The organism is Photobacterium sp. AWH4_225, assembly GCF_056158405.1.
Genome location: NZ_JBSWTF010000001.1, coordinates 175,775 through 198,557 on the forward strand (window position 1 = coordinate 175,775; position 22,783 = coordinate 198,557).

Genomic DNA, 22,783 nt, shown 5'->3' on the forward strand with positions numbered 1-22,783 from the left:
AATGGTCTGATAAGGCACAAAAACTGCGTGCTTGCTGTGCAATATGTCGAGAAAGTTTTCATTTTCGGTGTGATTTAGTGCTTTGTGCTGTGTATATAAAGGAGGGAATAGGGTAAATCGGCGGGACAAGACTCCTTTTATTATTTTTTACCGCTCAGGAGTTGACACAGGTAGCAAATATCGGTAAACATATTAATTCAAAAGATGTGAATAAAAATATTCATGTCGCGTTATGGTTAACAACCAAGGAATGTTAACCAAGCTGTATCGAGAAATGTAACGGAACTGAAATAGGTACTAAGCCACATGAACCAAGCGACTAGCCAATCACAACACGCCCTCCGACGACGCTGAGTTTCGCTTGGTGCCTCTGCGCACCCCATCCCGAGGCAGCCTTGCTGCTAGCTACACCCCTAAACCAAAGCACCTACAGACCAAAAGACACGGATTGATTATGTTGAACACCTATATTATCGGTGCCAGCGGCTACACCGGCGCAGAGCTGGCCAAAATGGTACACCTACATCCAAAACTCAACCTAGCCGGGTTGTTTGTTTCGGCCAACAGCCTTGATGCCAATAAGCCGATCAGTGAGTTGCACGGCCAGTTAAAAGGCATTGTCGATTTGCCGCTGCAGCCGCTTTGTTCGCCGCAAGATGTGGCACAGGCCGGTGATATCGTATTGTTGGCAACAGCCCATGAAGTCAGCCATGATTTGGCACCGGTGTTTTTGGGATGTGGTTGTCAGGTGTTTGATTTGTCTGGGGCATTTCGGGTGCAGGGCGACGCGTTTTATACCCAGTTCTATGGCTTCGAGCATCAGTACCCGGCGTGGTTGGAGAAAGCGGTTTATGGCCTTGCAGAATGGAACCATAACGCGATTACCAATGCTCAGTTAGTCGCTGTTCCGGGCTGTTACCCAACCGCTTCGCAGCTGGCCTTGAAACCGCTGCTTGAGAGTGGGCTTCTGGATACCCAACAGTGGCCGGTGATCAATGCGGTAAGTGGTGTATCGGGGGCTGGGCGCAAAGCATCTATGACCAACAGCTTCTGTGAAGTCAGCCTTCAGGCATACGGTATTTTCAACCACCGTCACCAGCCTGAAATCGCTACCCACCTAGGCCAGGACATCATCTTTACTCCCCATCTCGGTAACTTCAAGCGGGGGATCTTGGCAACCATCACTGCCAAGCTGGCCGACGGTGTTACTGCCGAGCAGGTAGAGGCAGCGATGCAAGCAGCTTACGGTGCTGACGGCGACCAGCATGCGGTTCGTCTGCTGGGCCAGCAGGCGGCGAAGCTACAGAGTGTGGTCGGAACCTGCTTCTGCGATATCGGCTGGCAGGTACAAGGTGGACACATTATTTTAACGTCTGCGATTGATAACCTGCTCAAGGGCGCATCATCGCAAGCGATGCAGTGCATAAATATTCGAAATGGTTTCCCTCAGCTTACAGCGTTGGTATAAAGGTTAGGAGAATAGCGATGAGTCAGGTTCCTTTGGTAATAAAGCTCGGTGGTGCCGTACTGTCTTGCGGTGAGACCCTGGAAAAACTGTTCGGTGCGATCAGCGCCTATCAGAAACAGGCGCAGCGTCCTTTGGTGCTGGTCCATGGCGGTGGCTACCTGGTTGATGATCTGATGGCCAAGCTGCAGCTGGAAACGGTAAAGAAAGAAGGGCTGCGGGTAACACCGGCCGATCAAATTCCTTACATCGCCGGTGCATTGGCAGGGACTGCCAACAAGCTGCTGCAGGGGCAGGCGCAAAAAGCAGGTGTTCCTGCAGTCGGTCTGAGCCTGGCTGACGGCGGCCTATGCAAGGTCACCGAGCTGGATCCTGAACTGGGTGCGGTGGGCAAGGCAGAGCCAGGCGACAGTAGCTTGGTCAGCCAAATTATGGCATCGGGTTTCTTGCCGATTGTTAGCTCGATAGGCCTTGATGGCAATGGCCAGCTGATGAATGTCAATGCTGACCAGGCGGCCGTCGCTGTTGCAGCTGCGCTGGATGGTGAGTTGGTACTGCTTTCAGATGTCAGTGGGGTATTGGACGGCAAGGGCAAGCTTATTAGCGAGCTCACCGAGTCACAGGCTGAAGCCTTGATTGCCCAGGCAGTGATCACCGATGGCATGGTGGTTAAAGTTCGCGCCGCTTTTGAAGCCGCCAATGCTCTAGGGCGCTCGATTGAAGTCGCGACCTGGCGTTACCCGGACAAGCTGGCAGCGTTGTTTGATGGCCAGAGTATCGGAACCAAATTTTCCCCGCAGGCGTAACCCTGCGGTAAAAGAACACAAATTTAGACACACGTTAGTACACACGGATTGAGATAGCGCCTGAGCGGGAAGACCGTCGAACAGGCAATCAGGAGAGAGTTATGAGCAAAGTAAATAAAGTAGTATTGGCTTATTCCGGCGGTCTGGACACCTCGGCAATCATTCCTTGGCTAAAGGAAAACTATGACTGTGAAGTCGTGGCATTCGTGGCCGATGTTGGTCAGGGTGAAGAAGAGCTGGAAGGTATCGAAGAGAAAGCGTTGGCTTCTGGCGCCTCTGCTTGCTACATCGCCGATCTGAAAGAAGAGATGGTCAAGGATTACATCTACCCAAGCCTGAAAACAGGTGCGGTGTATGAGGGTAAGTACCTGCTGGGTACCTCGATGGCCCGTCCGATTATTGCCAAGGCGCAGGTTGAGTGTGCACTTGAAGTCGGTGCCGATGCCCTTTGCCATGGCTGTACCGGTAAAGGTAATGATCAAGTACGTTTCGAAAGTGCCTATGCGGCGCTAGCCCCTCAGCTAGAAGTGATTGCCCCATGGCGTGAGTGGGACTTGCGTAGCCGTGAAGCCCTGCTGGATTACTTGGCAGAACGTGATATCCCTTGTACGGCTTCGCTGGAAAAAATCTATTCTCGTGATGCCAATGCCTGGCATATCTCTACCGAAGGTGGCGTACTGGAAGAGACCTGGAACCAGCCGAATGAGTTGTGCTGGGTATGGACCAAGGATCCTGAAGACGCACCGGAAAAACCTGAGCAGGTTTCTATCCTTGTTGAGAAAGGCGAGATTGTGGCTGTTGACGGTGAAGCTATGTCTCCTTACAACGCGCTGGTTTACCTCAATGAAAAAGGTGCCGAGCACGGTGTTGGCCGTATCGATATCGTCGAGAACCGTCTGGTCGGAATCAAGTCCCGTGGTTGTTACGAAACCCCGGGTGGCACCATCATGAATGAAGCCCTGCGTGCGGTAGAGCAGCTGGTGCTGGACAAAGATTCGTTTGAGTTCCGTGAGAGCATTGGCCTGAAAGCATCGCACCTTATCTACGATGGCCGTTGGTTCACCCCGCTTTGCAAGTCTTTGCTGGCTGCTGCGGAAGAGCTGTCACAAGATGTGAGCGGTGAGGTTGTCGTTAAACTGTATAAAGGCCAAGCTACGGTGGTACAGAAGCGTTCGGCCAATAGTTTGTACTCCGAAGAGTTCGCGACCTTCGGTGAGGACGAAGTATACGATCACAGCCATGCAGGTGGCTTTATCCGCCTTTACTCGTTGGCAAGCCGTATTCGTGCGCTGAACGAACAAAAGAAATAACCCAGACCACGACATTATAAATAACGAGCAAGTCGAGCAAGATACATAGGAGAAAGGCCATGGCACTATGGGGCGGACGGTTCAGTCAGGCGGCTGACACTCGGTTTAAGCAGTTCAACGACTCATTGCGTTTTGATTACCGTTTGGCGGAGCAGGACATCGTCGGCTCGATCGCTTGGTCGAAGGCGCTGCGCCAGGTCAATGTGCTGACGGATGAGGAGCAACAGCGCCTCGAGTTGGCACTTAATGAGCTCAAGTTGGCAGTGATGGAGGATCCGAAACAGATCCTGCGTTCTGATGCTGAAGATATCCATAGCTGGGTCGAGCAGCAGCTTATTAGCAAGGTCGGCGACTTGGGCAAGAAGCTTCATACGGGGCGTTCGCGTAATGATCAAGTCGCGACGGATCTCAAACTATGGTGCCGCCAGCAGGGGCAGCAGTTACTACTAATGCTGGATCAGCTACAAAACCAGCTAGTGACAGTTGCTCGTCAGCATCAGGCAACAGTCCTGCCGGGTTATACCCACTTACAGCGGGCACAGCCGGTGACGTTTGCCCATTGGTGCCTCGCTTATGTTGAAATGTTCGAACGTGATTACTCTCGCTTGTCCGATGCGTTGGACAGGCTGGATACCTGTCCGCTGGGCTCAGGTGCGCTGGCCGGTACCGCTTACCCGATTGACCGTGAGGTGTTGGCCCACAGTCTGGGTTTCCAACGTGCGACGCGTAATAGTCTGGATTCGGTGTCCGATCGTGACCATGTGATGGAGTTGCTGTCGACGGCGTCTATTTCGATGCTACACCTGTCGCGGATGGCAGAAGATCTGATCTTCTACAACTCCGGTGAGTCCAATTTTATCGAACTCGCTGACACGGTGACTTCTGGCTCCTCGTTAATGCCACAGAAGAAAAACCCGGATGCGTTAGAGCTGATCCGTGGTAAGTGCGGCCGGGTCTACGGCGCGATGACCGGCATGATGATGACGGTTAAGGCGCTGCCGCTGGCCTATAACAAGGACATGCAGGAAGACAAGGAAGGCTTGTTCGATGCGCTGGACAGCTGGTACGAGTGTATGGAAATGGCTGCGCTGTGCTTTGAAGGCATCAAGGTCAACAAGGACAGAACGCTGGAAGCAGCGATGCAGGGTTACTCCAATGCCACCGAGCTGGCGGATTACCTCGTTGCTAAAGGGATCCCATTCCGTGAGGCCCACCATATTGTCGGTGTGGCCGTCGTCGCCGCTATCGAGAAGGGCTGTGCGCTCGAAGAGTTGTCACTGGCTGAGATGAAAGCCTTCTCCGAAGTGATTGATGAAGATGTGTATCCGATCCTGACTATCGAGTCGTGCCTTGAAAAACGTTGTGCGCTCGGTGGAGTTGCACCGAACCAGGTTGATTTTGCTATTGATCAGGCCGAGAAGCGTCTCGAGAAACGCTACTCACCGGTGGTCAAGGTCCGCGGGGCACGCCTCACCGATCTCGATGCCATCGAAGGGATGGTGGCTTACTGGTCCGGTCTGGGCGAGAACTTGCCGCGGATGCGCAATGAACTGGTTCGCGATATCGGCTCGTTTGCAGTAGCCGAGCATCACGGTACGGTCACCGGTTGCGCGTCGCTGTATGTCTACGATTCCGGCCTAGCCGAGATACGCTCGCTTGGCGTGGAAGCAGGCTGGCAGCATCAAGGACAGGGCAAGGCGATTGTCGAGCATCTGATCGAGAAAGCCGGGCAGATGGCCATCAAGAAGGTGTTTGTACTGACCCGGGTGCCGGAGTTCTTCATGAAACAAGGCTTTGTGCCGACGTCGAAGTCGCTGCTGCCTGAGAAGGTGATGAAAGATTGTGATCGTTGTCCGCGCCAGCATGCCTGTGATGAAGTGGCACTGGAAGTGAGGATGGATCAGGAGCAGGTGATCCCAACAGTGAATGTGGCATAAGCCGCTGCGGGAGCACTCCCAAATAACAAATTAATTCTCTTAGTCTATTTGCCCGGCAATGATGCCGGGCTTTTTTTATCTGCCGGCTTTATACGGTTGGCCTTTATACCTAGCTGCCAGGCGCGGATGCCATGGGCTAACAACAGTAAAGTCATACTGCTGGCGGCAACAAAAAGCGTAATAGCCTCGATGGTAGTGGGGGAGTGGCGGTAGAAAATGAACCAGCTTATCCAGCCCAGCGGGCTTAATACCGATAACTGGCGAATACAGCGCCGGCAGCGGCCGAGTTTCTGCCAGAATTCAGAGCCGGTGCAGGCTTGGCATCCCATGTGGCTATTCTCCTTTATTTACTCAAGCCAGTTTATCTTTGATATCAGCAGCCGGAAACAAAAAAAAGCCCTCACAAGGAGGGCTGGTCGTTAGTGCAAGGGAGAGTTTTTTCAGTCTGATCTTAACAGCCCGGGCCACAGTCAAGGCAGTGCTTGATCATTTCAGGGCCTAAGTGCAATTTGGCGTTCAGATCGCGCAGTGCAGTACGGACACCTTCCTCGATAACCGGATGGTAGAAAGGCATATCCAGCATTTCGGCAACGGTCATCTTGTTCTGATGCGCCCAGGCTAGCAGGTGCGCAAGGTGCTCGGCATTCGGACCCATCATTTCGGCACCCAGGAATCGGCCGGTACCTTGTTCGCCGTAGACATGCAGCATGCCTTTGTTGCGTAGCATCACGCGGGAGCGGCCTTGGTTTTCAAACGAGACTTCACCGGTTTCGAAGCAACCGCATTGACCCAACCGCTCGGTAATTTCTTTGTAGGTTTCACCGACCATGGCGATCTGCGGGTCCGAAAATACTGCCGAGATCTTCGAGCGACGATGGCCAGCTCGGATATCCGGGAAGCGACCTGCATTGTCACCTGCAATACGGCCTTGATCGGCGGCTTCGTGTAGCAGCGGGATTTGGTTGCTGGCATCACCGGCAACGAAAATCGATTCGACTGATGTTTGCATGGTGTAGTAATCGGCGACCGGTACCCCGCGGGCATCCAGTTCCATCGAGGTGTTTTCGATATCCAGTTTGTCGACGTTCGGGCGGCGGCCGGTTGCGGCCAGTACATACTCGACATTGATAACTTGTAGGGCACCTTGTTTGTCTATGTATTGGATTTCGACTTCATCATCGATACGTTTCATGCTTTCTATACGCACGTCAGCATCGAGGTAGAATTCTTCATTGAAGGTATTGTTGGCATACGCCATGACTTCTGGATCGGTTAGTGGGCCGACTTGGCCACCCAAGCCAAACATCACTACGTTCACACCAAGGCGCTTGAGTGACTGGCCAAGCTCTAGGCCGATAACACCCGGGCCGAAGACGGCGACCGCTTTTGGTAGATCATCCCAGTTGAATACGTCATCGTTGATAATCAAGCGGTCACCCAATTCGTTCCATACGGCAGGGTAGGCCGGGCGTGAGCCGGTGGCGATCACAATACGCTTGGCATGTATGGCGGTATGACCGTCAACAACTAAGGTGTTGTTGTCGATGAATTTGGCATAACCGGCAATCTTGTCTTCGGCAGGGATCTCATCAACACCCTCCAGAACAAAGCCAACGAAACGGTCACGTTCGCGCTTGACGCGGTCCATCACTTCCCGGCCGTTGATGACGATTTCACCTTGTGGGTGGATACCGAAACCCGGGGCTTTTTCGATCTGGTGAACGCTTTCTGCCGCCGCAATCAGCAGTTTTGATGGCATGCAGCCTACGCGGGCACAGGTGGTGCCGTAAGGGCCGCCTTCAATCATCACAACACTGTCGGTATGGGCTTTGGCTGCTCGGTAAGCGCCAAGTCCAGCGGTACCACCGCCGATCACTGCAACATCAACATTCAGGGTTTTCATATCTTCTCTCCAATCAAGCTTTGCCAGAAACGCCATTGCCAGCCAAGCTTTGCATTTTTTTGCAGGTCTGGGCCCGTCAGGCGGGCCCTATATCGTTATTAATTAGGAGCTAGCCAAGCAGTGCTTCTAGCTCTTCGCTGCCACCGATGTGCTTTCCGCCGATGAATACCTGAGGTACTGTGCTGCGGCCTGAGATAGCGCGCAGGCTAACAGTGGTGGCATCTTTGCCCAGTACCACTTCTTCGTAGTTCAGCCCTTTGTCGATCAGGTTCTGCTTTGCTTTGGCACAGAAAGGACAGCCCGGCTTGGTAAATACCGTGATGGATTCTTGCAGTTTGTGTTCTGGCGCAATGTAGCCCAGCATAGTGTCCGCATCAGAAACCTTGAACGGGTCGCCCGGCTCGTCGTTTTCGATGAACATTTTTTCTACAATGCCGTTTTTCACCAGCATGCTGTAGCGCCACGAGCGGTCACCGAAGCCAAGGTCGTTCTTCGCAACCAGCATTCCCATGCCTTTTGAGAACTCGCCGTTGCCGTCTGGGATGAAAGTGATGTTTTCGGCTTCCTGGTCATTTTTCCATGCGTTCATCACGAAAGTGTCGTTGACAGATACACATAGGATGTCGTCCACACCGTGCTCTGAAAATACCGATGCCAACTCGTTGTAGCGTGGTAGGTGGCTCGAAGAGCACGTTGGGGTGAAGGCGCCCGGCAGGCTGAACACAATCACTGTCTTGTCGGCAAAAAGCTCTTGGCTTGTCACATCGACCCACTGATCACCCTGGCGAGTGTGGAAAGTAACCTGAGGAACGGCTTGGCCTTCTTTAGATGCGAACATGAAATTTTCCTTTGAATTAAATAAGTTGTTTGTTGCAACTGGAGCCTGATCTGTCTTGCTCCCTGTTGATGTGATGATTATGCAATTTTGATATTGATAGCTCTAATCGTTTGGTGTTATGGTTTTGATAGTTAATTTCTATCAAAGTGGTAAGTGATGAATATTCGCGATCTCGAATATCTGGTGGCACTGTCGGAGCACAAGCATTTTCGCAAGGCGGCTGAAGCCTGTTTTGTTAGCCAGCCGACGCTGAGCGGCCAGATCCGCAAGCTGGAAGAAGAGCTGGGTGTGGCACTGCTGGAGAGAACCAGCCGCAAAGTGCTATTTACTGACGCGGGTTTGGCGTTGGTGGCACAGGCGCAGAAGGTGTTGCTGGAGGTCAAGGTACTGACTGAGCTTGCCAGTCAGCAAGGTGGCAGTATGTCAGGGCCGCTGCATATCGGCTTTATTCCGACTGTCGGGCCTTACCTGTTGCCGCATATCATCCCCAAGATAAAAGCCAATTTTCCTGAGCTGGAGTTGTTTCTTCACGAAGCGCAAACCCACCAGTTGGTACAGCAGTTGGAAGATGGCAAGCTAGATTGCATTATTCTGGCAGCGGTGAAAGAAAGTGAGCCGTTTATCGAGTTACCGCTTTACCATGAGCCGATGGTACTTGCTGTGCCAGAAGATCATCCGTGGTCTGCACTTCAGTCGTTGCCGATGGAAGAGTTGCATGGCCATACATTGCTGATGCTGGGTGACGGGCATTGCCTGCGGGATCAGGCGATGGGGTTCTGCTTTGCCGCAGGGGCCCAGGAAGACGGCAGCTTCAAAGCAACGAGCTTGGAAACCCTGCGAAACATGGTCGCGGCGGGAAGTGGGATCACCCTGATGCCGAAGTTGGCGACACCGAAAGAGCATCGCCGGGATGGGGTATGTTATATCTCTGCCGAGGATCCGGTACCGAGCCGTTTGATCACCTTGGCTTACCGCCCGGGTTCGCCGCTTAAAGGGCGCTATGAAAAGTTGGCTGAGTTGATCCAGGCACACCTGGAGGAGCAGCTTCCTGCGCCACAGCCAGCTTAAGTTATTGGTACCTGTAAACAAACAGAAAAAAGAGAGATAAAAAAACAGAGCGCGGTGCGCTCTGTTTTTGTTTTGGATTCCGGCCTTTTAGAATAGCTCGTCAGAGCTATCGGATTCGAAAATCCCCTCTGAAGCAGAATCACTGACCGACTCCGTTGGCTCGGTGCCTTCCTCGAAGTACTCGAACATCGACGTGTAGTCGTTCTGGCTGCTGAGCTTGCCGCTATCACGGTCGATACGGACCTGGATAATGTGCTCAGGTAGCTGCTTGCGCTGAACCGGGACATCTTCCAGGGCTTCTTTCATGAACTCAATCCATGCTGGCTGGGCTGTTTTTGCACCTGCTTCAGCGCCGGAAATCTGGTCCTTGTCCTGGTTGTTGTTCCATGCAGTACGGCCAAGGTTGCGGCTGTGATCATCGAAACCGACCCAGGCGGTTGCCACGATACCCGGAGCGAAACCAGAGTACCAAGCATCTTTCGAGTCATTGGTGGTCCCGGTCTTGCCGCCAACATCACGGCGCTTGAGTACCTGGCCACGCCAGCCGGTACCGTTCCAGCCGGTGCCGTGGCGCCAGTCACCGCCACCCCAGATGTTGCTTTCCAGCATTTCACGAACCAGGAAGGCGTTCTGCTCGGTGATCACCTGCTGGGCGTAGTGAGGGCCTTGTGGTTGTTGCTCGTCAGTCAGCTCCTCTTCGCTGATGGCAATATCACTCAGAATCGGATTCGAAGGTTGCTGCTGGGCAGTAAGACCTTGTTGCTGCTGGCATTCGTCGTTGCATACTACCGTCGGGTTGGCCTGGAAGACCACGTTACCGTATGGGTCTTCAACACGTTCGATGAAGTACGGCTCTACGTAGTAGCCACCGTTGGCAAAGACGGCAAAGCCTTGCGCTACTTCCAGCGGCGTCAGGCTACCGGCACCCAGTGCCAGCGGCTCTGCGCGTGGTAGATCTTTTTTCTTGAAGCCGAAGCGGGTCAGGAAGTCGATGGTCTCATCCAGGCCGACGTTCTGCAGTACGCGAACCGCCATAACGTTTTTCGACTGGGCCAGACCGATACGCAGGCGAGTCGGGCCGTTGTATGTCGGTGGTGAGTTCTTCGGACGCCACGCGGTGCCCATACTCTGATCCCAGCGGTTGATCGGAGCATCGTTGACCAAGCTAGCCAGTGTCATGCCGTTGTCCAGCGCCGCCGAGTAGATAAATGGCTTGATGGCCGAGCCTACCTGGCGAATCGATTGGGTTGCACGGTTGAACTTGCTGTGGACGAAGTTGAAACCACCGACCATGGCTTTTACCGCACCATCTTGCGGTGAGACTGCCACAAACGCGGTATTGGCATCAGGTACCTGGCTCAACACCCAATTTTCGCCGCGCTGCTGAACCCAGATCTGCTGACCGGCAGCCAGAATGTCAGTGGCGGTTTTTGGTGCAGGGCCCTGGCGGTTATCGGTGATGAACTTGCGTGCCCACTTCATGCCATCCCATTCAAGGGTGTGTTGGTCGCCGCCTTTTGCCTGAACCGTGGCCGATTTGCCTTCTACCTGGGTGACGACTGCAGGGATCAGCTGGCCATAGGTTGGCTGCTTGGCTAGGTGGTCGTTGATTTGCTCGTTTGACCACGCCGCTTGCTCTGGCTTCCATAGTGTTTCTACCGCACCGCGGAAACCGTGGCGTTGATCGTAGCCTAGCAGGTTGTCGATGGCAGCCTGCTGGGCTGCATTTTGCAGTTTTGGATCGACCGTGGTGAAGACGCGCATGCCTGAAGTGTAGGCATCTTCGCCGTAGCGGTTAATCATCCACGCACGGGCCTGCTCGGCAAAATACGGCGCGCTCAGCTCAATTTCGGCAGTGTGGTAGCGGGCAACCACAGGCTCGGCGCGTGCTTGGTCAAACTCGGCCTGGGTGATGTGGTTTTCAGCCAGCATACGGCCCAGTACCACATTGCGGCGGGCTGTTGCGCGGCTAACCGAATAAAGCGGGTTCATGGTTGACGGTGCTTTAGGTAGACCGGCAATTACTGCAATCTCGCTCAGTGTCAGCTGGCTGACTTCCTTGCCGTAGTAAACCTGTGCAGCGGCACCGACACCGTAGGCGCGGTAGCCCAGATAAATCTTATTGAGGTATAGCTCAAGGATTTCATCTTTGGTCAGCAGTTGCTCGATATGGATGGCGATGAAGATCTCTTTGATCTTTCGCATTATCTTCTTCTCGTTGGAAAGGAAGAAGTTACGAGCTAGCTGCTGGGTGATAGTACTTGCCCCCTGCTTGGCCGAGCCGGAGGTGGCAACGACAAAAGCGGCACGGGCGATACCGATCGGGTCAATACCTGGGTGGTCGTAATAGCGGCTGTCTTCCGTAGCCAGTACCGCATTGATCATCTGCGGTGGGATCTCATCAAGTGTCAGCGGGATCCGGCGTTGCTCGCCGAATTGGGAGATCAGTTTGCCGTCAGCGCTGAAAACCTGCATAGGTGTCTGTAATTCAACATTTTTCAGAGTGGCAACATCTGGCAGTTCTGGTTTTACGTAAAGGTAAAAGCCAAAAATTGTAGTGACTCCAAGAATTATGCAAACAATTGCAAATATGAGTAATCGCTTTATGAACTTCACTTGAGATTTCCCGTTACACCAGCATTCATGCGTTTCATCGCTTCCCACTAGTAGTATAAAGGTAACTCGAGGAAATTTAACGCTAAATTGCTGGTGTTTGTTTTAAATAAGTAATTCGCTGTTCTGTCTAAAAAGGGAGCATAGCACGGTATGTTTCGGAACCCACTAACTATTGGGATTGATATCGGCCATCACAGCATTAAAGCGGTGGTCTTGAGACAGAAAAAGCCTGAGCTCGAGCTTGTTGCCTTTTCCGAAGTGGAACTGCCCGCCCCAGTATTAAACAAGCAGAATAGCGTAAACAGTCCTGCCTTGTTGTCAGCCGTGCGTAAATTAAAAAAAAGCCTACCGTTCGGTGCCCGGCAGGCCGTACTGGCTTTGCCCGATAGCGCGATTATCAGCAAGGTGATCCAGCTAGATAGCCACCTTACTGAAGAAGAATCCGTCTTTGCGGTAGAGCAGGCTATCAGTGCCTCGTCACCTTTTCCTGTTGAGGAGCTCAGGCTGGACTTCTTTCCCATGGTGGGGGAAATGTTCGGCGATACATTTGCTGAGCCCAGCCAAACCCATCCGGTTCAGGTATATGCCGCGCGCAAGGAAACTATCGATAGCCGGGTAGAAGTGCTGCGCCAAGCCCGGCTAGAGCCGGAAGTCATGGAGCTGCAAACCCATGCCCTGGTTTGGTTGGAACAGTATCAGGCTGAGCGCCAAGGCAGCAGCGATGGTAATGAAGGGGAGTGGGGCATTGTCGATATTGGCCAGACGGCGACTGCGATTGGGATCCGGGGGCCGGCTGGAACCGTTTATCGGCGCGAGGTGTCATTTGGCTGTGAAACCCTTTCCGAGGCTGAACATGTCTGGGGGGGAGCAGCGCCGATAAAGCCGAGCAGTTTACTAAGCAGCTGGCCGATCAGCTGAAACGGCAATTACAGCTTTACAGTACGACCTATCCTCGCTCGGCTTTGCAGGGGATCTGGTTGTCTGGCGGCGGTCAGGAATTGGTTATCGAGGAGATGCTGGCAAGGATGTTGTCGGTCTCGGTGCGTAAGATGCAGCCGCTGTCAGGATTTCGCCGTTCGGCCAAGTTGGACTCGGCCCTGGACGGAAAGTCGTTCGGTCAGTTTGCCGTTGCAGCGGGATTGGCAATTCGGGGATGTTACAAATGATAGCAAAGGTCAATCTACTGCCATGGCGGGAAGAGGGGCGGAAACGCTACAGGCAGCGCTTCGGCTGGATGCTGGGGGGCGCGGTGTTTGCCATTGTGCTGCTGGTCGGTATGGGGGGCTGGCTGCTTGATGGCCAGATTGCGCTGCAGAAGGGACGAAATACTCGGATCGATCAAGAAATCACCTTGCTTGAAAACAAATTGTCCCTGCTACCTGAAATGGATGTCCAGCGCGAGGCCTTGCTCAAACGGCTGTCGGTGATCACCGATATCCAAAAAGGCCGTAATCATATTACCCATCTGTTGAGCATACTACCCGGTTTGGTCCCTCAAGGTGTCTATCTCGAAGATATCTCGTTGACGGGAAACCGGGTGAAATTCAGTGGCCGGGGTGAGTCCAATGGGCATCTGGCCACCTTGTTGGCCAATGCCGAGCAATCTAAATGGGTAAACGATGTCACTATGCACTCGATAGTTCGGGCCAATGAGAAGCAGGCTCTGATCCGGTTCAAGGCTTCGTTTGAACTGGTTTCAGAACCTGCAGATGGCAACGTCAGGGAGCGACGATGATAGATTGGCAGGATCTTGAGCTAGATGAAATGCCGGATTGGCCGTTGCCCGCCCAAGCACTGGTAACCCTAGCTGTGGCTTGTGTGGTTATGCTGGCAGGCTATTGGTACTGGGTTTCCCCCAAGCTGGATGCGCTCGATGGCCTCAAGTCGCAGGAGCTGGAGTTGCGCCAGCATCTTGTGAGGCGGGCCAACCAAGTTGCGGCATTGCCCCGGGTTCGGGAGCAGGTCGATATCCTTCAGGCGCGTTACCAGCAGGTGGTGGAGCAACTGCCCGAAGAAGACGAACTATCGAGCTTGCTGGCCAGCGTCAATGATATCGGGGTGCGAAACGGACTGGAGTTTCAGCGTATCGAATGGGCGTCCAGGGCAGAACATCCTCTGTATTTCGAACTGCCGCTCAATATCAATGTGGTGGGCCACTATGAAGATATCGGCCGGTTTGCAGCTGATATTGCCCAGTTACCTCGCATTGTCTCACTGAAAGATATCGATTTGCGCTGGAGTAAGCCACAGCAGGATCTGTTGCTGCTCAAGGTATCGGCGACAACCTATCGCTTCAAGGCCCCGCCGGTGGAGGGACGATGAAAAGCACAGACAAATCCATTTTGGCTCTAGGACTCTGGCTGGGATTGATGGGGTGCCAAGCCAATGAAGACTCGGTCGAGCTGTTTATCAACCAAACTTACCAACGTGCGGTGGCTCGCGTCGAACCGCTCGACGAGCAACCTGTCTTCAAGGCGGAAGTGTTCGTCATGAGCAGCGATCGGGTTCCTTTCCAGCAGCCCAAGCCCGAAGTGGCCTTGCCCGAACATGAAGCAGGCAAAGTGTGTTGGCAGCCGGAGCTCAGGCCGCGCAGTTCGCCGCTCGAAAGCTTTTCGCTGGATCAGCTCAGCATGCGCGGGGTGATTGGCGGTGCTGGCAAGGAATGGGCGCTGATATATACCCCTGAGGGTATCCTGGCCAAGGTGCGAGTAGGAAGTTATATCGGCAGGAATCATGGCAGGGTGATGGAAGTGACGGCCAGTAAGGTGGCGATAGAACAAATAATGCCGGATGGGGAAGGCTGCTGGTTGAAGATCCCGGCCACATTGAAACTGGCATCGCTAGAAGTACCAGAATAGAGATGGGATAGATGACAAGGATTAGGTTGGATGCCCTGCGGTTGATACGGGCAAAGAAAGCGGTTCGGGTTCGTTGGTTAGTGTCGGCTGTGCTTGCGCTGCTGGTTAGCTATACGGTTGCTGCCAGTGAGGTTAATCAGATCAGCAGCATTGACTTTACCCGCAAGGCCCAAGGGGGCGGTGTGCTGGAGGTGGTGTTGCCCAGCAGCAAGGTAGAGATCGGTGCCAGGCGTTTGGACAAGCAACTGGTGATTGAACTGGCGCAGGCCGAGTTACCCCAAGAGCTGGTTTATGTGCTTGACGTCAAGGACTTTGGCACACCGGTGTTGGCGGTTGAAACGTTCCAGAGCGAGATCGGGAGCCGCTTGGTGCTGTCGGTACAGGGGGATTACAGCTACGACTACGTGACCCTGGAAAAGGCGGGTGAGTCTCGGCTGTTGGTGACGGTGCAGCCGGCTTTAGTCGCAACAGGTGGTCAGCCTCATGACGAGGCGATAACCTATGACAGCAAACCCATTTCCATTAACTTCCAAGATGTTCCGGTCCGAAATGTCTTGCAGTTGATCGCCGAATACAATGATTTCAACTTGGTGGTGTCGGACTCGGTACAGGGGAATTTGACGCTGCGTTTGGATAAAGTGCCTTGGCAGCAGGTGCTGGATATTATCCTGCGAGCCAAAGGGCTGGATAAGCGTGAGCAGGGGGCGGTATTAATGGTCGCGCCGAAGGAAGAGCTTGCCCGCAGTGAACAACAGGCCCTGGAGTCAAAGCGCAAAGCCGAAGAGCTTGCTTCGCTGCGCTCGGAAATATTCAAGATAAACTATGCCAATGCCCTTGAGCTTGGCGGTTTGCTGCAGGGGGCGGAGGATGGTATCAGCATGTTATCAGCCAGAGGCTCGCTGCATATTGATGAGCGGACCAATTCCCTGATCGTCAATGATATTCCTGAAAGTTTGGCGAATATTCGCGATATTGTTGCCGCTTTGGATATTCCTGTCGAGCAGGTTGAAATAGAAGCGCGGATTGTCACGGTCAACGAGGGGGATGTAGATGAGCTCGGGGTACGTTGGGGGCTGCTTAATACTAACGGCAGCACCACGATTGGCGGGTCGATTGAAAGCAATCTCAACTCATCAGGGCTATTGGATGATGGCGCATCGGTAGATGACTTCCTCAATGTGAATTTGGCTGCCACCAAGCCCGGGGCGTCGAGTATTGCCTTCCAGGTGGCAAAAGTGGGCGATATCCTGCTGGACTTGGAGTTATCGGCACTGCAATCGGAGCAGAAAGCTGAAATTATCTCCAGCCCGAGGCTGATGACCACCAACAAGAAGATGGCGTATATTGAGCAGGGCACTGAAATCCCCTATCTCGAAGCGGCTTCCAGCGGTGCTGTTTCCGTGAGTTTCAAAAAAGCCGTGTTGAGTCTGATGGTAACTCCGCAAATCACGTCGGATGGTAATCTGGTGCTGGACTTGATTGTGACTCAGGATAAAAAAGGCGAGGTTGTCCAAACGGGAACCGGGGAGGCCGTGGCTATTGATACTCAGCGTATTGGCACCCAGGTATTGGTTGCCAACGGTGAGACGGTAGTGCTGGGTGGGATCTATCAGCACTCTATTAATAACGCGGTGCGCAAAGTGCCGCTATTGGGCGATCTTCCTGTGCTGGGCGCTTTGTTTCGGCATAAATTGGAGGAGCTAGGCAAGAAAGAGCTGCTGATTTTTGTCACACCCAAAATCGTCTACCAGTGATCAGTTTGGCGGCCGGCTGGGGCAATAATCGTCCCAGCATTGCGCCAGAACTGAATAAATCCCCACCTAGCTATTGCCAACAGCGGCCCAGTCCTGAGATAATTTTCGATCTTATCACGAATTAAATGTGAGGAAGTTGGCGCCTCGGGCTTGATTTATCGAAGCCTGCGGGCGGTGTCGTTTTATTAACCGCGCGTAAATATTGCTAAAAATGGCTGAAAAACGAAATATTTTCCTGGTCGGCCCAATGGGTGCCGGCAAAAGTACTATCGGTAGACACCTTGCACAGCAGCTGCATATGGAGTTCTTTGATTCAGATACTGTGATTGAAGAGCGTACCGGTGCTGATATTAGTTGGGTATTCGATGTTGAAGGTGAAGAGGGTTTTCGTGTTCGTGAAGAGAACGTGATTGACGATCTGACCCAGAAGCAGGGAATTGTACTGGCAACGGGTGGTGGCTCGGTGAAGAGCAAAGAAAGCCGTAACCGTTTGTCTGCACGTGGCATCGTAGTCTACCTTGAGACGACTATCGAGAAGCAGCTGGCACGTACACAGCGCGATAAAAAGCGTCCTCTACTGCAAACTGATACGCCTCGCGAAGTGTTGGAATCACTTGCAGGCGAGCGCAATCCATTGTATGAAGAAGTAGCAGACTATGTGGTTCGTACTGATGATCAGAGTGCCAAGGTCGTTGCTAACCAAATCATCAAAATGCTAGAAGAGCGCTAATCAACAAAGAGAGCTGGCCATGGAACGGATCAACGTCAATCTTGGTGACAGAAGTTACCCAATCTCAATCGGCGCCGAGTTATTCGATAACCCGGCGCTATTTTCCTCTGCCATCCAGGCAGGTCGACGCGTTGTTGTGGTCAGTAATGAAACGGTAGCCCCGCTGTATGCCGAGCAAATCATCGGGACTATCCGTTCGCTACAATGCGAAGTTTCCTTGCTGTCATTACCTGACGGCGAGCAATACAAAACCCTTGATACCTTCAATCAAATCATGTCCTTCCTGCTGGAAGGCAATTATGGCCGCGATGTGGTGCTGGTTGCCTTGGGCGGTGGCGTGATTGGTGATGTGGTTGGTTTTGCGGCAGCCTGCTTCCAGCGCGGCGTGGACTTCGTGCAAGTCCCGACCACACTGTTGGCGCAAGTCGACTCCTCGGTCGGCGGCAAGACGGCGGTCAACCACCCGCTGGGCAAGAATATGGTAGGGGCCTTCTACCAGCCGAAAGCGGTAGTTATCGATAACCACTGTCTACAGACCTTGCCGGCCCGTGAGTTTGCAGCCGGTATGGCAGAAGTGATCAAATACGGCATTATTGCCGATGCTGAGTTCTTTGTTTGGCTCGAGCAAAACATCGATAAGCTTCAAGCCCTCGATAATGATGCCCTGAGCTATGCCATTGGCCGCTGCTGCCAGATCAAGGCCGATGTGGTTGCCGCTGACGAAAAAGAATCTGGGGTAAGGGCGTTGCTTAACCTTGGCCATACCTTTGGCCATGCTATCGAAGCTGAAATGGGTTACGGCAATTGGCTGCACGGCGAAGCGGTTGCCGCGGGTACCGTCCAGGCTGCCCGTACGGCACAACTTCAGGGGCTTATCGGCTCTGAAGAGGTTGAACGTATCATTCGCTTGTTGGAAAAAGCCAAACTGCCGGTCCAAGGTCCGGAAGGCATGGGTTTTGACGCTTATATGAAGCATATGATGCGTGACAAGAAGGTGCTTTCAGGTCAGCTTCGCTTGATCCTGCCGACTGGTATTGGCAGTGCAGAAGTCGTTGCTGGGGTACCGGAAGACGTGCTGCGCCAAGCGGTACAAGCCTGATCCTGTAGGTTGCCTATGAGCCGCGGCCTGCATTTGAACCCGCTGGATTTGGACTCCCAAATCCAGCTTCTTTCCCGATTACAATTCCTGACCCGCTTCAGCTCTAACCTTATACAGGTAACGGGCGCCGAGGGGACAGGCAAGACCTGGCTCTCCCAACGTTATCTCGAACACTGGGCCGGGGACTCCCACCAGTCTTTGCTGCTTTGCCATCCCAACCAGCAGGACGGCCAACACCGTTCAATCATCCTGCAGCAACTTGCACCCAAAGCCGTTTTCAATGAACAGGATCCGCTTGGGCAAAGTCTCGAACGCTTATTCGAGCAGCAGCCCGTCAACGCATTGATCGTGGTGGATGATGCGCATTTGCTGAGCCAGGAGCTGGTGGCAGAACTGTGGGGTGTGGTGCAGCAGGCGCGTCTATATCCGGGCTGGCAGGTCAATGTCCTGTTGTTCAGTCACACGGGGCGGCTCGATAAATACCTTGGCCAATTGGTGCAGGGCCAAGGGAATTCACCGTTGGAGGTGGAAATTGGCCTGCTGTCGGAACAAGAAGCCCAGTTGATGGTCGAAATGATGTTCGATGGCGAGCACCTTGATGCACAGGGAAGGCGTCGGATACGCGAGCATGCTTCAAACTGTACCCCCGTACCGGGTCAGTTGCTCAAGCTCGATTTAACAGAGGATAAGGATATGGCTGAGAGTAAATCCCGCGGTGTGTCGCCAATGGTGCTGCTGGGCGGGTTGGTTGTAGTCGCAATTGCGGCGATTGCCTGGTGGTTTGTGCCAACAGTAGAGGAGCAACCAGCAGCAGGCGGGATCCCGCAGGCGCAGCTGGATAGCTTGCCCGATGAGCCTGCCAATGCGGATACTGCTGGCACTGATACGGCTGAGAGTAATAAGCCGAATGTGCCTGTTGCCTTCGAAGACGATGGTGATGCCTTGCCGCCAGATGTATCTGTTGAAGGTTTGACTGTTGGCCGTCGTGATCCCAATACCAACCCTCGGGTGGTCGTCCCTTCTGATGTGGTCGATGCCATGCTCGATGAGCAGCAGCTGGGCGGTACTGGCGAGCAAGCAGTCGCTGAGCGTCAGGAAAGCTTGCAGCCGGATTTGCCGGAAGGGCAACCCGTACAGCTGCCAGAGACCGAGCAGGACAAGGAGAGTCTTCAATCAGAGGCGAGCAATATAGAGAAGACCAACATAGAGGCGACCAATGCGTTGCCGGACTCTGCTGCGATTACAGAGCCGGAAGAAGAGGCTAGCTCGGTGGCTGTGACAGAAGGTGGGGACGTGGCGCCTGTCACCGAGACGGCCAGTACTGAATCTATTGCCGCGGAGCTAGGTAGTCAGTTGCGCGGGGTGGCACCGGAGCACTACGCGTTGCAGTTGGCGGCGATGCGTTCGTTGCCGACAGCCAAACAGTTTATTCTCGACTATAACATCGAAGCCTTGGCCGAAGTTTATGAAACCCGCCGTAACGGTGTTGCCTGGTATATTATCGTCACCGGCGATTACCCGGATGTGCAATCGGCACGTATCGCAGAAACTCGCTTGCCATCGCAGCTGCAGTCGGTCGATCCATGGGTAAAATCCTACCGCCAGATCCATACCGAAATGGATCGGGCTAAATAACCCGTTTCTTTGCTAGATATTTCCCTATAGCGGTACAGACACAGATTGAAATGGTGTACAATCCGCCACCTTTCGTTACAAAGTCGGTATTGGTGGTCAGCTGAATGAAAAAGCATCGTGCATTCCTGAAATGGGCTGGAGGTAAATATTCTCTGGTCGAGGAGATCGAGCGCCACTTACCGCCAGCACGAAAGCTGGTTGAACCTTTTGTCGGTGCGGGTTCGGTATTTCTCAATACCAACTTCGAGCAATACCTGCTGGCTGACATCAATCCAGATCTGATCAACCTCTACAACATCCTCAAGGACAACCCCGAGCAGTACGTTCGAGACTCCAAGGTAATGTTTACTCCGGAATACAATCAGAAAGGCGCGTACCTTGAGATCCGTGAAGCGTTCAATAATACCCAGGATCCTTACCTGCGCTCCCTGTACTTCTTGTATATGAACCGCCATGGTTTTAATGGCCTGTGCCGCTATAACAAGAAGGGCGGCTTCAACGTGCCGTTCGGCTCGTACAAAAAGCCTTACTTCCCGGAAGATGAGCTGTATTTCTTTGCCGAAAAGGCCAAGCGCGCGACCTTTGTCTGTGAGGGCTACCACCAGACATTCTCTCGTGCTCGCAAGGGCAGTGTTATTTACTGCGATCCGCCGTATGCGCCGTTATCAACCACGGCGAACTTCACCTCATACGCAGGCAATGGCTTTAGCTTAGATGATCAGGCGGCGTTGGCCGATGCGGCGGAGAGAGCGGCGACCGAGCGCGATATTCCGGTGCTGATCTCAAACCACGATACGACGTTGACCCGTCGCCTATACCATGGGGCTGACCTGTCTGTGGTCAAGGTCAAGCGGACTATCAGCCGCAATGGCGGTGGCCGCAACAAGGTTGATGAGCTACTGGCCTTGTTCAAGCCGTCACAAGACTAAGCACAGCTTGTCGGCCCGCTAACCACTCGTAACTAGTTGGCTGATAACAACCAATACCCCGACAAACAGCGCGATAGCAGCGATACCAGCCACAATGAATGGCAGCGGGCGCTGCTGGCTGAAATCTATCTCCCTGTTTTTCTCCGACTGCACCCCAAACAGTGCCCCGGCAATGCTTTTTACCAAGTTGGGGCGGGGCGGTTTGCGCTCAGCCATGGTTTATCTCCGTATATACCCAAGTAACACCGTTACCGTTGTTTGCCATATTTATCATCTGTCATATACGGCAGCCTGAGGATAAGTGTAGCTGCCCTGTGGCACACCCATGGTGAAATCCGGTAAGACATCACCTTGATGATCGGGTAGAATTGCGCCGACTTCCGATAACGTTTTCGTTTGTACCGTATAGAGGCTGAACATGAAGGACTTTTTGATCGCTCCATCTATCCTGTCTGCAGATTTTGCTCGTCTTGGCGAGGATGTAGAAAAAGTATTGGCAGCAGGTGCCGATGTTGTGCATTTTGACGTGATGGACAACCACTATGTACCGAATCTGACTTTCGGTGCCCCGGTGTGTAAGGCTCTACGTGACTACGGTATTACTGCGCCAATTGACGTACACCTAATGGTGAAGCCGGTGGACCGCATTATCCCAGACTTTGCCAAGGCTGGCGCAACCATGATCACCATCCATGCCGAAGCAACTGAACACCTTGATCGCTCGCTGCAGCTGATCAAAGAGCACGGCTGCCAAGCCGGCGTGGTATTCAACCCGGCGACCCCATTGCACTACCTTGACTACATCATGGACAAGGTCGATATGATCCTGCTGATGTCGGTGAACCCTGGCTTCGGTGGTCAGTCGTTCATCCCTGCGACACTGGACAAGCTACGTGAAGTGCGCAAGCGCATCGATGCATCAGGCCGTCAGATCCGCCTTGAAATCGACGGTGGTGTGAAGGTCGACAATATCCGTGAAATCGCAGAAGCCGGTGCAGATATGTTCGTAGCGGGCTCGGCAATTTTCAGCCAGCCGGACTACAAAGCCGTGATTGACGAAATGCGTGCAGAGCTGGCCAAGGTTGAGCGCTAATGAGCCAGTTGAGCGGTATTGATTTTATTGCTTTTGACCTCGACGGTACCCTGCTCGACAGCGTACCGGACTTGGCCGATGCAGCTGACAAGACCATGCGCGCGCTCGGCCGTGCGGGGGTGACGGTTGAGCAGGTTACGACTTGGATTGGCAACGGGGCTGATATTCTGATCGGCCGCGCCCTGAGCCAGAGCGTTGAAGTTGATCCGGATCTCGACCCTGCCTTGCATCGTGAAGCAAGGGCGCTGTTTGATCGCTTCTACGAAGAAGGCGGTCATGGAAAGAGTGCGCTTTACCCTGGGGTAAAAGAGACGCTGGCGTCATTCCATGAGGCTGGAGTCCCGATGGCTATCGTGACCAATAAACCGGCACAGTTCGTACCGCATTTGCTTGAAGAGCACGGCATCGCCGATTTTTTTGTCGATGTTATCGGTGGTGATACCTTCCCGCTGAAAAAGCCGGATCCGTATGCTCTGAACTGGCTGCTGGATAAACACCAGATCACAGCAGAGCAGATGCTGATGGTCGGTGACTCCCGTAACGATATCTTGGCGGCGAAAGCGGCGTCATGTTATGTTGTGGGGCTGACTTACGGCTACAACTATGGTCAGCCGATCAGCGAAAGTAACCCAGATATTGTACTGGATCACTTCAGTCATCTGGCAGAAGTGGTTAAACTAGGTAGCTAGTACGTTCGGCTTTTTGCCGGGCATGGATTGATATAGTGTCTGCGGCAGATAGC

The 22,783-nt window shown here is 53.4% G+C and carries 23 protein-coding genes; 17 read left to right on the plus strand and 6 right to left on the minus strand.

Going from position 1 to position 22,783, the window contains the following annotated elements; translation table 11 throughout:
- Nucleotides 1–454: 454 nt before the first annotated feature.
- From argC to argH, 4 genes are all read left to right on the plus strand, one after another.
- The gene (gene argC / locus ACXAD4_RS00880; RefSeq protein WP_475237969.1) at nt 455–1,468 is read left to right on the plus strand and encodes an N-acetyl-gamma-glutamyl-phosphate reductase; all 1,014 of its coding nucleotides are present in this window, start codon (nt 455–457) and stop codon (nt 1,466–1,468) included.
- Nucleotides 1,469–1,479: 11 nt separating this feature from the next.
- A complete protein-coding gene (gene argB, locus ACXAD4_RS00885) occupies nt 1,480–2,271 on the plus strand; it encodes an acetylglutamate kinase (RefSeq protein WP_475242677.1) in 792 nt (263 codons plus the stop codon).
- Nucleotides 2,272–2,372: 101 nt separating this feature from the next.
- The gene (locus ACXAD4_RS00890; RefSeq protein WP_475237971.1) at nt 2,373–3,581 is read left to right on the plus strand and encodes an argininosuccinate synthase; all 1,209 of its coding nucleotides are present in this window, start codon (nt 2,373–2,375) and stop codon (nt 3,579–3,581) included.
- Between the two features lie 59 nt (nt 3,582–3,640).
- The gene (argH, locus tag ACXAD4_RS00895; protein WP_475237973.1) at nt 3,641–5,518 is read left to right on the plus strand and encodes an argininosuccinate lyase; all 1,878 of its coding nucleotides are present in this window, start codon (nt 3,641–3,643) and stop codon (nt 5,516–5,518) included.
- 44 nt (nt 5,519–5,562) lie between these two features.
- On the opposite strand, the gene ACXAD4_RS00900 is transcribed toward argH, so the two are convergent.
- The 3 genes from ACXAD4_RS00900 to ACXAD4_RS00910 all read right to left on the minus strand — a co-directional run bounded on the left by ACXAD4_RS00900 (nt 5,563) and on the right by ACXAD4_RS00910 (nt 8,259).
- On the minus strand, nt 5,563–5,847 hold the full coding sequence (locus tag ACXAD4_RS00900) for a DUF3624 domain-containing protein (protein ID WP_475237975.1): 285 nt from the start codon (nt 5,845–5,847) through the stop codon (nt 5,563–5,565).
- 122 nt (nt 5,848–5,969) lie between these two features.
- Complete coding sequence (locus ACXAD4_RS00905) at nt 5,970–7,421, minus strand: dihydrolipoyl dehydrogenase (protein ID WP_475237978.1); 1,452 nt, start codon at nt 7,419–7,421, stop codon at nt 5,970–5,972.
- A gap of 109 nt (nt 7,422–7,530) precedes the next feature.
- Nucleotides 7,531–8,259 (minus strand): glutathione peroxidase, encoded by a 729-nt coding sequence (locus tag ACXAD4_RS00910; protein ID WP_475237981.1) that lies wholly within the window; start codon nt 8,257–8,259, stop codon nt 7,531–7,533.
- A 156-nt stretch (nt 8,260–8,415) separates the two neighbouring features.
- Here ACXAD4_RS00910 and oxyR point away from each other — a divergent pair, with 156 nt between their 5' ends.
- Nucleotides 8,416–9,327: a DNA-binding transcriptional regulator OxyR gene (gene oxyR, locus ACXAD4_RS00915; RefSeq protein WP_317524061.1), complete on the plus strand. Its 912-nt coding sequence runs from the start codon at nt 8,416–8,418 to the stop codon at nt 9,325–9,327.
- 87 nt (nt 9,328–9,414) lie between these two features.
- On the opposite strand, the gene ACXAD4_RS00920 is transcribed toward oxyR, so the two are convergent.
- Nucleotides 9,415–11,943 (minus strand): penicillin-binding protein 1A, encoded by a 2,529-nt coding sequence (locus tag ACXAD4_RS00920; protein ID WP_475237983.1) that lies wholly within the window; start codon nt 11,941–11,943, stop codon nt 9,415–9,417.
- Nucleotides 11,944–12,093: 150 nt separating this feature from the next.
- Between ACXAD4_RS00920 and pilM (ACXAD4_RS00925) the strand changes: the two genes are divergently transcribed.
- The 10 genes from pilM (ACXAD4_RS00925) (at nt 12,094) to dam (ending at nt 20,948) form a co-directional block, all read left to right on the plus strand.
- Nucleotides 12,094–12,861 (plus strand): type IV pilus assembly protein PilM, encoded by a 768-nt coding sequence (pilM, locus tag ACXAD4_RS00925; RefSeq protein ID WP_475237986.1) that lies wholly within the window; start codon nt 12,094–12,096, stop codon nt 12,859–12,861.
- Nucleotides 12,858–13,109: a pilus assembly protein PilM gene (gene pilM, locus ACXAD4_RS00930; RefSeq protein WP_475242678.1), complete on the plus strand. Its 252-nt coding sequence runs from the start codon at nt 12,858–12,860 to the stop codon at nt 13,107–13,109. Before pilM (ACXAD4_RS00925) ends, pilM (ACXAD4_RS00930) begins: the two co-directional genes overlap by 4 nt.
- The gene (locus ACXAD4_RS00935; RefSeq protein WP_475237989.1) at nt 13,106–13,678 is read left to right on the plus strand and encodes a PilN domain-containing protein; all 573 of its coding nucleotides are present in this window, start codon (nt 13,106–13,108) and stop codon (nt 13,676–13,678) included. Before pilM (ACXAD4_RS00930) ends, ACXAD4_RS00935 begins: the two co-directional genes overlap by 4 nt.
- Nucleotides 13,675–14,265, plus strand: coding sequence for a type IV pilus inner membrane component PilO (locus ACXAD4_RS00940; RefSeq protein WP_475237991.1), 591 nt, complete (start codon nt 13,675–13,677; stop codon nt 14,263–14,265). Before ACXAD4_RS00935 ends, ACXAD4_RS00940 begins: the two co-directional genes overlap by 4 nt.
- Nucleotides 14,262–14,801, plus strand: coding sequence for a pilus assembly protein PilP (locus ACXAD4_RS00945; RefSeq protein ID WP_475237993.1), 540 nt, complete (start codon nt 14,262–14,264; stop codon nt 14,799–14,801). Before ACXAD4_RS00940 ends, ACXAD4_RS00945 begins: the two co-directional genes overlap by 4 nt.
- 11 nt (nt 14,802–14,812) lie before the next feature.
- Nucleotides 14,813–16,555 carry a type IV pilus secretin PilQ gene (locus ACXAD4_RS00950; RefSeq protein ID WP_475237995.1) on the plus strand — a complete coding sequence of 581 codons (1,743 nt, stop codon included), beginning with the start codon at nt 14,813–14,815 and terminating at the stop codon, nt 16,553–16,555.
- Between the two features lie 211 nt (nt 16,556–16,766).
- Nucleotides 16,767–17,285 (plus strand): shikimate kinase AroK, encoded by a 519-nt coding sequence (aroK, locus tag ACXAD4_RS00955; protein WP_317524054.1) that lies wholly within the window; start codon nt 16,767–16,769, stop codon nt 17,283–17,285.
- Nucleotides 17,286–17,304: 19 nt separating this feature from the next.
- Entirely contained in the window at nt 17,305–18,384 is a 1,080-nt protein-coding gene (gene aroB, locus ACXAD4_RS00960; RefSeq protein ID WP_475237997.1) for a 3-dehydroquinate synthase, read from the plus strand.
- Nucleotides 18,385–18,399: 15 nt separating this feature from the next.
- A complete protein-coding gene (locus ACXAD4_RS00965) occupies nt 18,400–20,019 on the plus strand; it encodes an AAA family ATPase (RefSeq protein ID WP_475237999.1) in 1,620 nt (539 codons plus the stop codon).
- A 104-nt stretch (nt 20,020–20,123) separates the two neighbouring features.
- Nucleotides 20,124–20,948, plus strand: a complete 825-nt coding sequence (dam, locus tag ACXAD4_RS00970) for an adenine-specific DNA-methyltransferase (protein ID WP_475238000.1) — start codon at nt 20,124–20,126, stop codon at nt 20,946–20,948.
- A gap of 18 nt (nt 20,949–20,966) precedes the next feature.
- Here dam and ACXAD4_RS00975 read toward each other — a convergent pair whose 3' ends face one another.
- Both ACXAD4_RS00975 and ACXAD4_RS00980 read right to left on the minus strand, forming a co-directional pair.
- Nucleotides 20,967–21,164, minus strand: a complete 198-nt coding sequence (locus ACXAD4_RS00975) for a DUF2970 domain-containing protein (RefSeq protein ID WP_475238002.1) — start codon at nt 21,162–21,164, stop codon at nt 20,967–20,969.
- 54 nt (nt 21,165–21,218) lie between these two features.
- Complete coding sequence (locus ACXAD4_RS00980; RefSeq protein WP_475238004.1) at nt 21,219–21,368, minus strand: hypothetical protein; 150 nt, start codon at nt 21,366–21,368, stop codon at nt 21,219–21,221.
- Between ACXAD4_RS00980 and rpe the strand changes: the two genes are divergently transcribed.
- A complete protein-coding gene (gene rpe, locus ACXAD4_RS00985; protein ID WP_039469006.1) occupies nt 21,367–22,041 on the plus strand; it encodes a ribulose-phosphate 3-epimerase in 675 nt (224 codons plus the stop codon). The two genes, ACXAD4_RS00980 and rpe, sit on opposite strands and share 2 nt — an antisense overlap.
- On the plus strand, nt 22,041–22,730 hold the full coding sequence (locus ACXAD4_RS00990) for a phosphoglycolate phosphatase (protein WP_475238006.1): 690 nt from the start codon (nt 22,041–22,043) through the stop codon (nt 22,728–22,730). Before rpe ends, ACXAD4_RS00990 begins: the two co-directional genes overlap by 1 nt.
- Nucleotides 22,731–22,783: the final 53 nt, after the last annotated feature.

Excerpts from the sequence above, each read along its gene's own strand:
- ACXAD4_RS00980 (WP_475238004.1), bottom strand. The coding sequence starts at position 21,368 with ATGTTCAGCCTCTATACGGTACAAACGAAAACGTTATCGGAAGTCGGC.
- ACXAD4_RS00900 (WP_475237975.1), bottom strand. The coding sequence starts at position 5,847 with ATGGGATGCCAAGCCTGCACCGGCTCTGAATTCTGGCAGAAACTCGGC.
- aroK (WP_317524054.1), top strand. The coding sequence starts at position 16,767 with ATGGCTGAAAAACGAAATATTTTCCTGGTCGGCCCAATGGGTGCCGGC.
- ACXAD4_RS00935 (WP_475237989.1), top strand. The coding sequence starts at position 13,106 with ATGATAGCAAAGGTCAATCTACTGCCATGGCGGGAAGAGGGGCGGAAA.
- aroB (WP_475237997.1), top strand. The coding sequence starts at position 17,305 with ATGGAACGGATCAACGTCAATCTTGGTGACAGAAGTTACCCAATCTCA.
- ACXAD4_RS00940 (WP_475237991.1), top strand. The coding sequence starts at position 13,675 with ATGATAGATTGGCAGGATCTTGAGCTAGATGAAATGCCGGATTGGCCG.
- pilM (WP_475237986.1), top strand. The coding sequence starts at position 12,094 with ATGTTTCGGAACCCACTAACTATTGGGATTGATATCGGCCATCACAGC.
- argH (WP_475237973.1), top strand. The coding sequence starts at position 3,641 with ATGGCACTATGGGGCGGACGGTTCAGTCAGGCGGCTGACACTCGGTTT.
- argC (WP_475237969.1), top strand. The coding sequence starts at position 455 with ATGTTGAACACCTATATTATCGGTGCCAGCGGCTACACCGGCGCAGAG.
- ACXAD4_RS00890 (WP_475237971.1), top strand. The coding sequence starts at position 2,373 with ATGAGCAAAGTAAATAAAGTAGTATTGGCTTATTCCGGCGGTCTGGAC.
- ACXAD4_RS00975 (WP_475238002.1), bottom strand. The coding sequence starts at position 21,164 with ATGGCTGAGCGCAAACCGCCCCGCCCCAACTTGGTAAAAAGCATTGCC.
- ACXAD4_RS00965 (WP_475237999.1), top strand. The coding sequence starts at position 18,400 with ATGAGCCGCGGCCTGCATTTGAACCCGCTGGATTTGGACTCCCAAATC.
- ACXAD4_RS00910 (WP_475237981.1), bottom strand. The coding sequence starts at position 8,259 with ATGTTCGCATCTAAAGAAGGCCAAGCCGTTCCTCAGGTTACTTTCCAC.
- dam (WP_475238000.1), top strand. The coding sequence starts at position 20,124 with ATGAAAAAGCATCGTGCATTCCTGAAATGGGCTGGAGGTAAATATTCT.
- ACXAD4_RS00990 (WP_475238006.1), top strand. The coding sequence starts at position 22,041 with ATGAGCCAGTTGAGCGGTATTGATTTTATTGCTTTTGACCTCGACGGT.
- ACXAD4_RS00905 (WP_475237978.1), bottom strand. The coding sequence starts at position 7,421 with ATGAAAACCCTGAATGTTGATGTTGCAGTGATCGGCGGTGGTACCGCT.
- ACXAD4_RS00945 (WP_475237993.1), top strand. The coding sequence starts at position 14,262 with ATGAAAAGCACAGACAAATCCATTTTGGCTCTAGGACTCTGGCTGGGA.
- rpe (WP_039469006.1), top strand. The coding sequence starts at position 21,367 with ATGAAGGACTTTTTGATCGCTCCATCTATCCTGTCTGCAGATTTTGCT.
- ACXAD4_RS00950 (WP_475237995.1), top strand. The coding sequence starts at position 14,813 with ATGACAAGGATTAGGTTGGATGCCCTGCGGTTGATACGGGCAAAGAAA.
- oxyR (WP_317524061.1), top strand. The coding sequence starts at position 8,416 with ATGAATATTCGCGATCTCGAATATCTGGTGGCACTGTCGGAGCACAAG.